This window comes from Paraglaciecola algarum, assembly GCF_021532655.1.
In the GTDB taxonomy this organism is placed as follows: domain Bacteria; phylum Pseudomonadota; class Gammaproteobacteria; order Enterobacterales; family Alteromonadaceae; genus Paraglaciecola; species Paraglaciecola algarum.
In genome coordinates this window covers 15958-31000 of sequence record NZ_JAKGAS010000007.1, presented here as the reverse complement: position 1 = coordinate 31000, position 15043 = coordinate 15958, and the positions used below count along the sequence as shown (strand labels likewise).

Annotated in this window: 13 protein-coding genes; 9 read left to right on the top strand and 4 right to left on the bottom strand. The window is 38.5% G+C overall.

Annotated features, from left to right (window positions below; all coding sequences use genetic code 11):
• Positions 1-12: 12 nt before the first annotated feature.
• Positions 13-1158: a tRNA epoxyqueuosine(34) reductase QueG gene (gene queG / locus L0668_RS13020; RefSeq protein ID WP_235313077.1), complete on the bottom strand. Its 1146-nt coding sequence runs from the start codon at positions 1156-1158 to the stop codon at positions 13-15.
• Between queG and L0668_RS13015 the strand changes: the two genes are divergently transcribed.
• From L0668_RS13015 to hflC, 9 genes are all read left to right on the top strand, one after another.
• Complete coding sequence (locus L0668_RS13015) at positions 1149-2708, top strand: NAD(P)H-hydrate dehydratase (RefSeq protein WP_235313076.1); 1560 nt, start codon at positions 1149-1151, stop codon at positions 2706-2708. The genes queG and L0668_RS13015 overlap by 10 nt on opposite strands.
• Complete coding sequence (gene tsaE / locus L0668_RS13010; protein WP_235313075.1) at positions 2705-3196, top strand: tRNA (adenosine(37)-N6)-threonylcarbamoyltransferase complex ATPase subunit type 1 TsaE; 492 nt, start codon at positions 2705-2707, stop codon at positions 3194-3196. The genes L0668_RS13015 and tsaE overlap by 4 nt, the downstream gene beginning before the upstream one ends.
• Positions 3197-3206: 10 nt before the next feature.
• Entirely contained in the window at positions 3207-4559 is a 1353-nt protein-coding gene (locus tag L0668_RS13005) for an N-acetylmuramoyl-L-alanine amidase (protein WP_235313074.1), read from the top strand.
• A gap of 39 nt (positions 4560-4598) precedes the next feature.
• Positions 4599-6458: a DNA mismatch repair endonuclease MutL gene (gene mutL / locus L0668_RS13000; RefSeq protein ID WP_235313073.1), complete on the top strand. Its 1860-nt coding sequence runs from the start codon at positions 4599-4601 to the stop codon at positions 6456-6458.
• Positions 6451-7404 (top strand): tRNA (adenosine(37)-N6)-dimethylallyltransferase MiaA, encoded by a 954-nt coding sequence (gene miaA, locus L0668_RS12995; RefSeq protein WP_235313072.1) that lies wholly within the window; start codon positions 6451-6453, stop codon positions 7402-7404. Before mutL ends, miaA begins: the two co-directional genes overlap by 8 nt.
• A gap of 75 nt (positions 7405-7479) precedes the next feature.
• Entirely contained in the window at positions 7480-7725 is a 246-nt protein-coding gene (gene hfq / locus L0668_RS12990; RefSeq protein ID WP_235313071.1) for an RNA chaperone Hfq, read from the top strand.
• Between the two features lie 38 nt (positions 7726-7763).
• Positions 7764-9053 carry a ribosome rescue GTPase HflX gene (gene hflX / locus L0668_RS12985; RefSeq protein ID WP_235313070.1) on the top strand — a complete coding sequence of 430 codons (1290 nt, stop codon included), beginning with the start codon at positions 7764-7766 and terminating at the stop codon, positions 9051-9053.
• 84 nt (positions 9054-9137) lie between these two features.
• Positions 9138-10295, top strand: coding sequence for an FtsH protease activity modulator HflK (gene hflK, locus L0668_RS12980; RefSeq protein ID WP_235313069.1), 1158 nt, complete (start codon positions 9138-9140; stop codon positions 10293-10295).
• Positions 10296-10298: 3 nt separating this feature from the next.
• Positions 10299-11183: a protease modulator HflC gene (gene hflC / locus L0668_RS12975; protein ID WP_235313068.1), complete on the top strand. Its 885-nt coding sequence runs from the start codon at positions 10299-10301 to the stop codon at positions 11181-11183.
• Between the two features lie 90 nt (positions 11184-11273).
• Here hflC and L0668_RS12970 read toward each other — a convergent pair whose 3' ends face one another.
• The 3 genes from L0668_RS12970 to L0668_RS12960 all read right to left on the bottom strand — a co-directional run bounded on the left by L0668_RS12970 (position 11274) and on the right by L0668_RS12960 (position 14972).
• Complete coding sequence (locus L0668_RS12970) at positions 11274-12143, bottom strand: discoidin domain-containing protein (protein ID WP_235313067.1); 870 nt, start codon at positions 12141-12143, stop codon at positions 11274-11276.
• 172 nt (positions 12144-12315) lie between these two features.
• The gene (locus L0668_RS12965) at positions 12316-14472 is read right to left on the bottom strand and encodes a putative bifunctional diguanylate cyclase/phosphodiesterase (RefSeq protein ID WP_235313066.1); all 2157 of its coding nucleotides are present in this window, start codon (positions 14470-14472) and stop codon (positions 12316-12318) included.
• 8 nt (positions 14473-14480) lie between these two features.
• Positions 14481-14972, bottom strand: coding sequence for a Rab family GTPase (locus tag L0668_RS12960; protein ID WP_235313065.1), 492 nt, complete (start codon positions 14970-14972; stop codon positions 14481-14483).
• Positions 14973-15043: the final 71 nt, after the last annotated feature.

The window sequence follows — 15043 nt, the reverse complement described above, 5'->3', positions numbered from 1 at the left end:
TTTAAAATGATTCTATGCATCTCTGGGTAAACCTTTTTCGACGCTGCGGATTAATCTTTTTGTTAAGCGGTTTTCCGGAGATTCACCCGCCGAATACTTGTTTTTTTGCTCCTTTAACGCCCAATTAATATGTTCCGCTACTAAATCACTAGCTGTTATTAATGCGTGCTGAAGATGTTCAATTATTGTTTGTGAAAAATTAGCATTACCCAATGCTACTGCAATATTTCTTTGCCACCTTTCGAAACCAATGCGGCGGATAGCTGAGCCTTCAGTATTTTTTAAAAATGTGGCTTCGTTCCACGCAAATAAATCCAGTAACTCTTGGCTGAAAAGTTTTTTACGGGGGTGAAAATCGGCTTCATCTGTAATGTTTGCATATCGATTCCACGGACATATTAATTGGCAATCATCACACCCGTATATTCGATTGCCGATTAACTTACGGTATTGTATTGGGATCGCTCCTTTTTGTTCTATGGTTAAGTAGGAAATGCAGCGCCTAGCGTCTACCACATATGGTTCCACTATGGCTTGAGTAGGGCATATGGTTATACAAGCATTACAAGAGCCACAGTTTTCGGTTACCTTTTTATCCACTGGAAGTGGTAAGTCAATAAATAACTCACCTAGAAAAAACCAAGAACCAGCCTGTTTGTTTATCGTAAGTGAGTGCTTACCAGTCCATCCTATACCCGCTTTTTCAGCAAGAGCATGTTCTAACACTGGTGCTGAATCTACAAACGGACGGTAGTTAAGGTGTTGGCATTGCGCTTTAATTTTTTCGCCTAATTTTTTTAAGCGAGAACGTAATAATTTATGATAATCGCGGCCTAAAGCATAACGACTTATATAAGCTTTATTTTTGTTTTTAAGGGTTTTAGAAAATTGTGCATCTGGAGGTAAATAATCCATCCGTACACTGATTACCCTTAAGGTTCCAGGTAATAATTCTTGTGGACGAGCCCGTTTCATACCATGTTCTGACATGTATCCCATCTCACCAGCAAATCCTTTTTCGAGCCATGACTTTAAGTAGCTTTCGTGCTGGTTTAAATCAAGATCACTAATACCAACTTGCTGAAATCCTAGCTCTTTGCCCCAAGCCTTGATATTTTCAACTAAACCCAATAAATCTGAAGTGCTAAATGATGACATTACCAAACCTGTTAAACGAGCAAGCAGCTGAAATTTTAGCATATAAAGCTGTAAGTTCAGAACAGGTCAAAAAGTTTGAACCTCAAGCCGCAAAAAATGCAGATTGTAGTATGTTCGAACTTATGACTCGAGCAGGTGAGGCAGGGTTTGAGGTATTAAAAACACACTGGCCTAAGGTTACAAAAATAGCAGTGGTTACAGGTAATGGAAATAACGCTGGTGATGCTTATATTTTAGCAAGGCTGGCATTACAAAGTGGCATGCAGGTTTGTGTTTTTTGTGAAAATATTGAGCGTGAGTTGCTAGCAGATGCGGGTCTTGCTCAACGAGAATGGGTTGCAGCAGGTGGTGAGAGCAAAAATTTCAGTTGTATCGATTTTAGTGACTTTGAAATTATTGTTGATGGCATTTTAGGCACAGGTGTAGAAGGTGAAGTTAAACAGAGTTTTCAGTTATTAATAGAAAAAATTAATCAAACAGCAATGCCTAGATTAAGTCTTGATCTACCTTCTGGTATGCATGCCAATACTGGCATACCCATGCCAATTTGTGTGCATGCAGACATAACCGTTTCATTTATTGCCCCGAAATTAGGTTTATTAACAGGAATAGGTAAAGAATTATGTGGGCGAATAGAGTTAACGGATTTGGCGATTGGTAAAGCGTTTTATCAGCTAGTAAATGTTGATTCACAAGTTGTGAATTGGTCTCTATTGAATCCGATCAAATCTAGGCCTGTAAACGGTAATAAAGGCTCCTTTGGTAAAGTGTTATGTATTGGTGGAAACCAAGGTATGCCAGGCGCAATTCGTTTGAGCGCAGAGTCTGCTTTACGGGCTGGTACTGGTTTAGTCAAGGTGTATTGTCACCAGTCGAGTGGACTACATGTTGCTTCTGGTAGGCCAGAAATAATGTTGCAATATCAAGATCTTGAAGCGGCATTAAACTGGTGTACTTGTGTCGTAATAGGGCCTGGTTTAGGTCAAGACCAATGGGCGGTGCAAAAGTTAGATCATGTACTCAGGTATTTAACAACGGATCCTAAATCCCTAGTTGTTGATGCAGACGCTTTAAATTTACTGGCTGACAAAAAAGACAAAACTAATCTTTATAATATATTTTCTAAACTTCCGGCATGTATTTTAACTCCTCATCCTGGTGAAGCCGCTAGGTTACTTAAAGTTCAGATTAAAGATATTGAAAATAACAGGTATCTAGCTAGCGAAAATATTTCCAAAATGTATGGCGGCACATGTGTATTAAAAGGAGCAGGTACGCTCATTCAAACTGCAGAAACTCAAAATAAGAATCAATGTTCTTGGGTTTGTAATGGTGGCAACCCAGGTATGGCGACCGCTGGAATGGGAGATTTATTGACCGGTATAATATCTGCCTTTCTTGCTCAGGGAATGCCTGAACAACAAGCTGCAATTTATGCTGTGTGCGCCCACGCTGAAGCAGGTGATAGAGTTGCCAGACAATATGGTCAACGTGGTATGATAGCCTCAGATTTATTAACACCATTAAGAGCGATTATTAACGGTTTATGAACTTTTTAACCTCAACTTCATCAAATTTAGCGCAGCGACGATTTGAATTATCCAATGAAGAAGCCACAGTCACCTTAGCTAACACCTTGGCTGAGCAGGTCAAACAAGCAATTGTTATATACTTAGAAGGTGATTTAGGTGCGGGCAAAACTACGTTTAGTCGCGGATTTATCCAAGGTTTAGGGCATAGCGGTAAGGTTAAAAGCCCCACTTATACTTTAGTTGAGCCTTATGAGTTGGTATCTTGGAAAATATACCATTTTGACTTATACCGTCTTTCTGATCCTGAAGAGTTAGAGTTTATGGGCATTCGAGATTATTTTGCAGATGATTGTATTTGTTTGATTGAATGGCCGGATAAAGGTGCGGGTCTATTGGCTTCTGCTGATTTACACATTAGTATTGAATATACACAAGCAGGGCGAACTTTATTAATGCAAGCGCAATCGCAAAAAGGTTTAGATTTGCTTAACGCGCTCGCGAACTAGAATAAAAATAATGCAGAAAACTAGGTCTAAAAATTTGAAACTAGCTATTTTCAGTGTATTGCTGTTAATAGTCTGTAATTGTGGATTAGCGCAAAGTTCATCCAATCAAAATAATATTGATGGTTTGCGGATCTGGCCTTCGCCAAATTCAACTCGTTTGGTTTTTGATGTAACTGACACACCTACATTCACCTATTTTAGTTTGTCTAAACCAGAACGTTTAGTCTTGGATATAGATAACACCACTAAAGACTTTGATTTTTCAACTGTAGCTAACGAAAGTAACTTAGTTAAAAAAGTACGTTACAGTAAAGCCAAGAATGCTCGTTCTATAAGAGTTGTCATCGAATTAACAAAAAAATTAGATAAGACAGTTTTTGCCTTACCGCCAACTACACCATATGGTAATCGTTTGGTGATAGATTTTACCGATAACAGTGTGCCCACTACTCCGCAAATTGTACTCGACGCTAAATCCAGTAATAACAGAGACATAGTTATAGTGTTAGATGCTGGCCATGGAGGGGAAGATCCTGGTTCAATTGGTCGGGCGAAAAGTTATGAAAAAAACGTCACACTAGGTATTGCTAAACGATTAGAGGCTTTAATTAAAAACGAGCCAGGCTTACAAGCTGTTATGACTCGTACTGGGGACTACTATATTTCTCCCAATAGTCGTCCGCAAATTGCCCGTAAACATAAAGCAGATTTATTTGTTTCAATTCATGCGGATGCGTTTACCACTCCACAACCCAGCGGTGCTTCGGTTTGGGTATTATCCATGAAACGGGCTAACAGTGAATTGGGTCGTTGGATAGAAAGAACAGAAAGACACTCTGAATTGTTAGGCGGTGCAGCCGAGGTGATCCAAGATACGGCTAGTGAGCGTTATCTTGCGGAAGCTTTGTTGGATATGTCTATGGATCATTCCTTAACCACTAGTTATGACTTAAGTAGAGACGTAATAAAACACTTAGGCCGCGTGACTAAAATGCATAAAAAAACGCCTCAAGCTGCGAGTTTGGCAGTGTTAACTTCTCCAGATATTCCATCTATCTTGGTTGAAACAGGATTTATTTCTAACCCTAGAGAAGAAAAAAATCTTAATTGGTCTGCTTATAGACAGAAGCTAGCTCAATCAATTTTTGCTGGCATAAAACAACATTTTAAATCGTCGCCACCAGATGGATCTTTATGGGCCAAATGGAAACAAGAAATTCGCACTCATAGGGTACAAAGTGGCGAGTCTTTGTCGTTACTAGCTCAGCGATATAACGTACCTGTTAGTCAACTTAAGCAAGTAAACAACTTGCGTTCTGACGTGGTAAAAATCGGTCAGGTACTAACAATCCCACGTACCTAACTATGTCAATTTTTTCACACTTTATTCAAGGTTACTGTTTTGCCAATTCAAATACTGCCAGCTAGATTAGCCAACCAAATAGCAGCCGGAGAAGTAGTCGAACGTCCCGCATCGGTAGTTAAAGAGTTGATCGAAAACAGTTTGGATTCGGGCGCCACGCAAATAGATATCGAAATTGAAAAAGGTGGTCATAAGCGGATTGTACTGCGCGATAATGGTTCAGGCATTGTTAAAGACGAGTTAGCTCTCGCGCTTAGCCGTCACGCTACCAGTAAAATAACTTGCTTAGATGATTTAGAAGCTATTTGTAGTTTAGGTTTTCGGGGCGAAGCGTTGGCCAGTATAAGCTCGGTGGCAAGATTAACCTTGAGTTCTAAGCCCAAAGCACAACAGCAAGCTTGGCAAGCTCATTGTGAAGGCAGGGACATGCAGGTCGAGATCAATCCTGTAGCTCATCCAGATGGCACCAGTGTTGATGTGGCGGATTTATTTTTTAATACGCCAGCTAGGCGGAAATTTTTAAAAACCGAAAAAACAGAGTTTTCACATATAGACGAAGTGGTGAGGCGCATTGCGTTAAGCCGTTTCGATGTGAGCTTTAACCTTAAACATAACGGTAAATTGTTACGTAAATACCCAGCAATAAGTGAACAGGGAAACCCAATCAAACGCGTGACTGCCATTTGTTCAAAAGAGTTTGCGCAGCAAAGTATTGAACTAAATAGTCAATATCAAGAATTTGAACTCAAAGGTTGGCTGGTTCCGCCAAGTGACATTCAAACTAATAGTGAATTTCAATATTTTTATGTGAATGGTAGGGTTATGCGTGACAAATTAATTAATCACGCTATTCGTCAGGCTATTGAAAATTTTTCAGACGTAGAGTCTTCATTTTCTTATGTTTTATATTTAACGATTAACGCAGATCAGGTGGATGTAAATGTGCATCCTGCTAAACATGAGGTGAGATTTCATCAAGCCCGTTTAGTCCATGATTTTATCTATCGAGCTTTGGCTGATGCTTTAAAACAGTATTTTGAGCATGAGCAGGCAACTACAAATATAAATGTATTAGAGCCAGTTGAACCTAAGCATGATTACATTCAACCTCTACAGTCTTTACAATCTACTCAAGATCAAGACGTTTATTTAGCAGGAGCACAAATCTCTGAACCTGCGGCACGAGAGAATCAGAATGGATATTCCGCTTCTACCGCACCAATATCTAACTCGGCAGATTTTTCTAATCGTGGGCGTTTGGCCCACACTAGCAGTAGACCTAAGATTACTGGTGCAGGCGTTAATACAAAATCTTATCAAGGTTATCAGGACTTGATGCAAGCTTCACAAGGGACTGCAAGTCCTGTTGGTGTAGGGAATTGGTTAAGGTGTGATGATGGAAAGATTATAGTTGGGGTTGAGCAAAACTATTATTTATTGAATGTAACTGATTTACACAAGGCTGTTTTGATGAAACTGTATCAAAAATCCTTGCCGGTCAGTCAGCCTTTATTAATGCCAGTGTCGATTGAGGCTAATGAAGAAATGTTAACCCAAGCCAAAAAACTGTATCAGCCTTTACTCGAAAATAGTGTCGAGATTGGCTGGACACCCAACCGTATCCTCTTACGCAAAGTTCCAGCGGGACTAAGACAATTTCAATGGGCAGAATGTTTATCAAAAATTTTAGAGTGCGATAAAATTAGTGTTGATGAAGTAGGTGAATACTTACTTTCTGTTGTGGTGAAAAATAGTAATATTACTGAGAACAATCAAATACAAGATCTTTGGGCACAATTCGTCATCCAGTCATCTAACTTATCAGATGCGTTAAAGTTACTCGCTCGACCTTTGCCATTAAACAAATGGTTGTCCGCTGCTGAGAAAAATAATGACTGATAACAAAGTGCTAGAACATACTTGCCTTCCAACAGCTATTTTTTTAATGGGCCCTACCGCGTCTGGTAAAACCGATTTAGCGATCAAGTTGTGTGAACAATTACCCTGTGAAATTATTAGTGTGGATTCGGCATTAATTTATAAAGGTATGGATATAGGCACAGCTAAACCAACTTCTGAGGAATTAGCTAAGGCACCCCATAAATTAATCGACATACTTGACCCTGCACAGAGTTATTCGGTAGCAGAGTTTAGACGTGACGCATTAGTTGCTATGCAAGAAATCACGGCAAGAGGAAACATTCCTTTGTTGGTGGGGGGCACTATGATGTATTACAAAGCCTTAGTTGATGGCTTATCCCCTTTACCTGAATCAGATGTTCAAATAAGAGACCAAATAAGCCAACAGGCCGCTGATTTGGGCTGGCAAGAAATGCACAATAAGTTGGCTAAGATTGATCCTGTATCGGCTAAGCGTATTCATCCAAATGATCCCCAACGATTAGTCAGGGCATTGGAAGTTTACGAATTAACTAATAAATCTATGACAGATTTAATGGCGACTAAATCCCCTCCAATTCCTTATGAAATTAAACAATTTAGTATTGCCCCCCAAGATAGATCTGTATTGCATGAAAGAATTGCTTTACGTTTTCAATTGATGATAGATGCTGGATTTCAGCAAGAAGTTGAACTTTTGAAAAAACGGGCAGATTTACATCTAGACTTGCCGTCAATTCGATGTGTGGGTTATCGTCAAATGTGGCAGTATTTAGAGGGAGAATTTGATTTCGATGAGATGCGAAATAAGTCAATTGCAGCGACCAGACAGTTAGCCAAAAGGCAATTAACTTGGCTGCGAGGTTGGGAAAATATTTACACTTTAGATACGTTTGCGAATGACAATTCATCAAAAGTCATAAATCATAGCCAAATACAACTATAGTAGGGCCTATACAGAGAATTGATTTTCTGTATAATCCAAATCAGTGGTAAATCATTATAATAAAAAGGAAAGATCATGGCAAAAGGGCAATCTCTACAAGACCCGTTCCTAAATGCGCTACGGAAAGAACGTATTCCCGTATCCATTTACCTAGTTAATGGTATTAAACTTCAAGGGCAAGTTGAATCCTTTGACCAGTTTGTGATTTTACTAAAAAACACGGTGAGTCAAATGGTGTATAAACATGCCATATCAACTGTAGTTCCATCAAGAGCTATTCCAATGCCTACTGCAGGCCAATCGGAATCTGACGAAAGCTAAATAAATAAAAGCTAATATGAAAGGTATAGGAGAACGGCTTGTTTGACCGTTATGAAGCAGGTGAACAAGCTGTTTTAGTACATGTAGAATTTGCAGATGAAAATAGTAAAGAAGATTTATTAGAACTTCAGTTATTGGTTTCTTCTGCTGGTGTTAATGCAATTGATGTAGTAACAGGTTCACGACAAGCGCCACATCCTAGGTATTTTGTTGGTAGTGGTAAAGCTGAAGAAATTGCTAACGCAGTGCGTACTCAGCAAGCTGACATCGTCATTTTTAATCATAGTTTATCCCCCTCACAAGAACGAAATCTAGAAGAATTGTGCAAATGTCGTGTATTAGATCGCACCGGTCTAATTTTGGATATATTTGCTCAACGAGCTCGGACCCACGAAGGAAAGTTGCAAGTTGAGCTGGCTCAACTTAGGCATATTAGTACACGTTTAATCCGCGGTTGGACTCACCTAGATAAACAAAAAGGTGGGATTGGCCTACGTGGACCAGGTGAAAGTCAACTTGAAACTGATAGGCGTTTACTTAGAGCGAGAATAAAAAGTATTCTTCGCCGTTTAGAAAAAGTGCAAAAACAGCGTGAGCAAGGTCGTCGTTCAAGAATTAGAGCAGAAATACCGACAGTTTCGTTAGTGGGTTATACCAATGCGGGTAAATCGACATTATTTAACGAAATGACTAATTCAGCGGTTTATGCAGCAGATCAACTGTTTGCCACCCTAGACCCAACCCTTAGAAAGATTCAGTTACAAGATGTTGGTTCAGCAATTCTGGCTGATACGGTTGGTTTTATTCGACACCTCCCCCATGATCTAATAGCAGCCTTTAAAGCAACCCTGCAAGAAACACAACAAGCTAATCTTTTGTTGCACGTAGTGGATTATGCTGATGATCAATTTAGAGAAAATGTTGATCAGGTCAATGAGGTGTTAGAAGAAATTGACGCTCATGAGATCCAGCAGTTGGTGGTGTGTAATAAAATTGACCGTATGGAAGGGGTTGAAGCTAAAATAGATAGAGACGAAGAAGGAACACCAATTCGGGTTTGGATCTCGGCCCAACAAGGTTTAGGTGTTGATCTATTATTAACAGCGATAACTGAATGTTTATCTGAAAATATGGTACAACACAGCTTGTCGATCCCGCCAGAAAAAGGTAATTTGCGTGGCGTGTTTTTTGAAATGAATTGTATTGCTGCACAGAGTTATGCTGAAAACGGAGATTGGCTAGTGGAAGTGCGTATGGAGCAGGCCGATTGGCAAAGACTGATAAAGCGAGTTGATGAGAACTTAGAGTCTTACATAGTAAAACAGTAGATTTGTTTAATGAGTGAATGATAAACAGATCGAATAAACAGAAATATTCGTATATTTATTGAATTAACTAGTTGGAGAGTAAACATGGCTTGGAATGAGCCCGGTGGTAATAATAATGATCCTTGGAAAAATAAAGGCGGCAAAAATCAAGGGCCGCCTGATTTAGATGAGGTGTTTAAAAACTTGATGGGGAAATTCGGCAAGTTAGGTGGCGGTAATGGTGGTTCATCTGATGGCAAAGGGTTAGGTAGCATAGGTATTGCTGTTATAGCCGGAATTTTACTCATAGCCTGGGGTTTCAGTGGTATTTATACCATTAGAGAAGCAGAGCGTGGTGTGGTTTTACGTTTTGGTGAATTCAGCCATTTTGTTGAGCCGGGTTTGCAATGGAAACCAACCTTTATCGATACAGTTAAGCCTGTAGATGTGCAGACTGTTCGCTCAATGCCTTCTTCTGGTTCAATGTTAACCGAAGATGAAAACGTAGTACGTGTTGAGATGGAAGTACAATACCGTATTACTGAACCCTACAAGTATAGCTTCGCAGTGACTAGCCCTGAAGAAAGTTTAAGCCAGGCCTTTGATAGTGCTATTCGTTATGTGGTTGGCCATTCTAAAATGGACAGTGTGTTAACAGCAGGACGTGAATCAGCTAGGCAAGCAGTGCGTGATGAACTATCCAGCATTATCGAATCTTATGATATGGGTTTATCCATTGTTGATATGAACTTCAAGGATGCTAGACCACCTGAAGAAGTGAAAGAAGCGTTTGATGATGCAATAGCAGCCCAAGAAGATGAACAAAGGTTTATCAACGAAGCTGAAGCCTATTCTCGTGAAATTGAGCCTAGAGCTCGTGGCCAAGTTAATCGTATGGCTCAAGACGCACAAGCTTATAAAGAGCGTGTAGCGTTAGAAGCACAAGGTGAAATAGCGCGTTTTGAAGAGTTACTACCTCAATACAAAGCGGCGCCTGAAGTGACACGTAGTCGTATTTATCTAGAAACTTTGGAAGAAGTTTATTCTAATACCAGCAAAATCTTAGTGGATACTCAAGGCACAGGTAACATGATGTATTTACCTTTAGATAAAATATTAGATCGCCAGTCTGGTTCAACGGTTCCAGCTAACATTAGAAGCACATTAGAAGGATTACGTAATCAAGATACTAGTTCTGATTCAATCTCTAATAATTCTAGAGGCTCTTCTCGTGGAAGCAGTTCTCGTACGGGGAGAAACTAAGCCATGAAAAATTTTATTGCATTACTCATAGTGGCTGTAGGCTTGTTAGCGTTTGGCTCTTTGTTTGTAGTTGAAGAAGGTAACAAAGCTATTGTTATCCAGTTTGGTAAAGTTCAGAGAGACTCTGCAACTGACGAAACTGTAGTATTTGAACCGGGTTTACATTTTAAACTACCGTTTTTTGATCGTGTAGTTAAGCTTGATGCACGTATTCAAACATTGGATGAAGTGCCTGACCGTTTCGTAACGTCTGAGAAAAAAGATTTAATTGTAGACTTGTACGTTAAGTGGAAAATTAAAGATTTTGCTAAATATTATTTAGCCACAGGCGGCATTAAAAGTAGCGCAGAAGTGTTACTACAACAAAAAGTCAATAACGGATTACGTTCTGAGTTTGGTACACGAACCATTCAGCAAATTGTATCTGGTGAACGTTCAGAGCTTATGGATGAAGCCATGGCTCAAGCAGCTACTAGTTCAGATGAACTAGGTATCGCAATTGTTGACGTGCGTGTAAAACAAATTAATTTACCACCAGAAGTACGTAACTTTATTTTCCAACGTATGCGTACCGAGCGAGAAGCGGTAGCAAGAGAGCACAGATCTGAAGGTAAAGAAAAAGCAGAATTTATCAAAGCTGAGATCGACGCAAAAGTAACAGTTATGTTGGCTGATGCAGAACGTAATTTACGTAAATTAAAAGGTGAGGGTGATGCCCAAGCTGCACAAATTTACGCAGAAACTTACACTAAAGATCCTGAGTTTTATGCTTTTTTAAGAAGTATGGATGCGTATAAAAAGAGTTTTAGCAGCAAACAAGATGTGTTGGTTGTTGAGCCAGATAGCGACTTTTTCAGTTATATGAAAGGTCAGAAAGGTAAAAAATAACCTTTAATTGACGATTTATCTAAAATATAAAAAAGCGCCAAATTTGGCGCTTTTTTATTGGTTATTGAATTATGAAAACCTGTAAAATTATTACTGATAAAACTCAAGCTCGTCAACTTCTATAAAGCGGTTATCACCGTAATTACTGTCTATGACTAGTCTAAAAAATCGAGATGTAATCGGCGATGAAAAATTACCAGAAGCTGGAGAATCAAAAGAAAATGATAGGTTTTCAATTTTTTCAAAATCCACTCCATCAAGTGATGTATACAAAGTGGCATAACGTGGACTGCGTCCCAATTCTAGGGATTGTTGGTTCATGAATATTGCTAGCCCAACTAGTGTAACATTTTTATTAAAGTCTACTTGTAACCACGGTTTTACGATTTCCTCATCAGCTTCATCTATGATTTTGTGTAACCATATCCCTCGGCTAATTTTGTCTGTAGCATCTGAGTTTGATTTTGTTGAATATGTATACCCGTCAAATGCCGCTGTAACAACATCCTGACCGTAGTGGCTATTTGTTGAGTAGTTTGCGTCGGTTAAAATATTACTACCAATAAGTGCAACATTGCCATACTCGCCTGTTTCTTTAAGCCCCTTTCCAGGTTCGTTAACATTATCTCCGTGTTCGTATAATTTAGGTAGTTTGAGTGCTAATAATGTGCAACTAGTGTTGTCGTATATGAAATCTATTAGACTATTAGCGTTACGAGATAATAATAATGTGTCATACCACTTCTGCCCAATAATGCTTTCTAGGTTGAATAAAAAATCATAATTACCATGGCTACAGGTTATTTCATCTGTTTCATTAACGAGTAGGACTTTTACTTTTATAACCCCTGCACTATCTATGGTTAATTCATTAGCAATAGATTGATAAATAGTAGACTCTGCTAGGGCACAATTTGTCAATATGCCTAATCCTAAAATGGTTGGTTTTAGTATTTTCATATAGTTTTCTTAATGTGTCGAAATAGGAGTTAGCCATAAGCATGTTTGGTGCCAAAACTGGAGGTGAACTTAATGTCACATATCTATGAAGCGCTAGGACAAAGCTAGGGGAGTGGCAAGTTTTTGACTGGAAGAAATATTGAGAGTGTCAATTATTTGATTTTTACTAAGTCTAATTTTTAGTGTTTAGTAGTTTGCAAAATTCATTAAAAGGCAGTGGGCGACTAAACAAATAACCTTGAGCTATATGGCATTGATTGCGTAACAAAAATTCTTTTTGTGAATCTGTCTCAACCCCTTCAGCAATTACTCCTAACTTCAAACTTTTAGCCATGGCAATCACGGCTAAAATGATTGCACTATTACCTCCTTGGTCTTGCTCATTATCCTGAATTGACATAGTAAAAGAACGATCGATTTTTATATGATCAATGGGGAGTTTTTGTAAATAAGATAATGAGCTATAACCAGTGCCAAAATCATCAATAGACACACTAATCCCTAATGTACGGAGTTCGGTAAGTAAATAATGTACTTTGTCGTAATTATCGATCAACACCCCTTCGGTAAGTTCTAATTCTAGTAGCTCAGGTGATATATCTTGTTGAGTTAATGTGGTTTTGATGAAGTCTAATAATTGCCGATCTGCTACCTGCCTTGGAGATAAGTTTACAGATAGTTTTATTTCTTGATGAGTTTTTTTTAATTCATTCAAGAACCTACAAGCTTCAGCTATGACCCATTTTCCAATAGGGACAATTAGCCCAGTTTGTTCGGCAAGTGGAATGAACTCATCCGGAGCAATAATCGATCCATCGCTTAATCTCCATCTGATAAGCGTTTCTGCTTTAACTATTTTGCTGGAACTGATATCAATAATAGGTTGTAAAAATAATTCAAATTGCTTATTGGTCACCGCTTTTTGTAAAGCATCTTCCATTTCAATCCGTTTTAAGGACGCATCGACTAATTTTTTTGAATAAAATTCTAAACTACTTTTAACTTGTTTTTTTGCGGCAAACACAGCTAAGTCAGCATACTTCATTAGTTCTTCTGCATCATTAGAATCTGTAGGAAACGCAGATGCCCCAACATTTAAGCCTATTTCGCATTGGCTACCAGACTCTAAATAGAAAGGTAGTTCACTGGCTCTTATTAGTTCTTGTACAAAGGTTTTACATTGGCCTTGATCGGTAGATGCAAATTGTTTACGAAAATAATCAGTTTCCATAATTATGGCAAATTCTGTACCACCAATTCTGGCTATGTAGTCATCTACTCTGGTAACCGACTGTAATCGTTTCGCTAAGTCTTTTATTAACTGATCACCAATTAAATGACCATGCACTTCATTAATGCGTTTGAAATTTTTGATATCAATATACAGTAAATAGAAAGGGCGGTTCTTTTTGATTTTGTTTTCGAGTTGTTGCCAAAAATATTGTCTGTTAGGCAAATCTGTCAATACGTCGAAGTGAGTTAACTTTTCATTTCGTTTGAGTAAGAACTTAATTTGTGTGACATCACTGACACTAAACATCCAATATTGTAATGCTTGATCAGCATTTTTAATTGGGTGAATCGCCACTTTTAACCATTTTCCTTGTTCAGGCGGGTTTAGCCAACATAACTCTCCTGTCCAAGCACTCCTAGTGGAAAAAACGCGATCATACTCTGGGTACTGTTTTTTAAACAATTCAAGAATAAGTCGGTCAACAGGCAGCTTTAATGCAATGTGAGTGTCATTAAATAAGGTTTGTAATGCTGGGTTACCTTTTACAAGTTGTAAGTTAGAGTCAAGAATTGCTACCCCTAAATCAGTCTGTTCTAAGGCATTGATTATGGGTTGTTGAAAAGCTTTTGTTCGTTCTGATTGGCTGAGTAGCTCATCCATTTGAGCGTGTAAGTGTTCGTGTTGTTCAGTTATTTTGTCATTCGACAAAAGTAATTCACGAGCTATCTGTAAGGTTTGTTGTTTTTGAGTAAACTTGTCTTTGAGTTTATGAATGACTAAATATTCTTGTTGATTACAAACCATAGCTGAAGCTTCAAGTTGAAGTAACTCTCTCGAAGGTAAGGTCTCTGACCAAATTCCAGAATCAACTGAACCTGGCTGTTTAGATATCCACAGAGCTTCTGCATCGATCAAGAAGTCTTCTAGGTATAAGGAGTTTTGGGCAAACCGAAATGATTTTTGACTTTTTGTTTCTGGTAGTAGTTCAAACAACCAATCTTGAGCATTGTATAACACCTCATACTTAGTTGGCTCTATACGTTTGAAAATCACACAATCTAACAAGCCTAAGTCATGAAATAATGAAGTGTCCATACTCGAAATTACTCCGTTAATATTTTCGCTATGTAGGAGAACATCTCTTCTACTCCCTCTCCTGATTTAGCACTTGTATCAAAAGATTTTGCAAATGGATGTTTGATGTCAGCTAATTCTGAATCGCTCCAATGCCAAGTGGTAGGCAAGTCCTTTTTATTTAAAGCAAGAATGCCAGGAATATCAGCAACTTCTTTTGCCATATTAAAAATTTCATTGCCTTCAATTAAAGATTGAGACCGAGTACGATCCGTCACTATGATAAATGCGGAAGCCCCTCTTAGGTATTTGGCTTGAAAACCACAATATCTATCGATCCCTTCTATGTCCCAAATCATTAACTGAACTTTTTCAGAACTTAAATCGACAATTTTTTTATCGATTTTCACACCAATAGAGGTGAGGTATTTTTCAGAAAATATACCTTCCACATATTGTTTTATTAAACTTGTTTTCCCAACACCGGAAGCGCCAAGTATACAAATTTTCTTCTGGATCATAAGGTTCTCAAGGACACGTTAGTACCCACAATAAGTTTATTTAGAATAAAAAAGTTTATCAAAAATAGAAA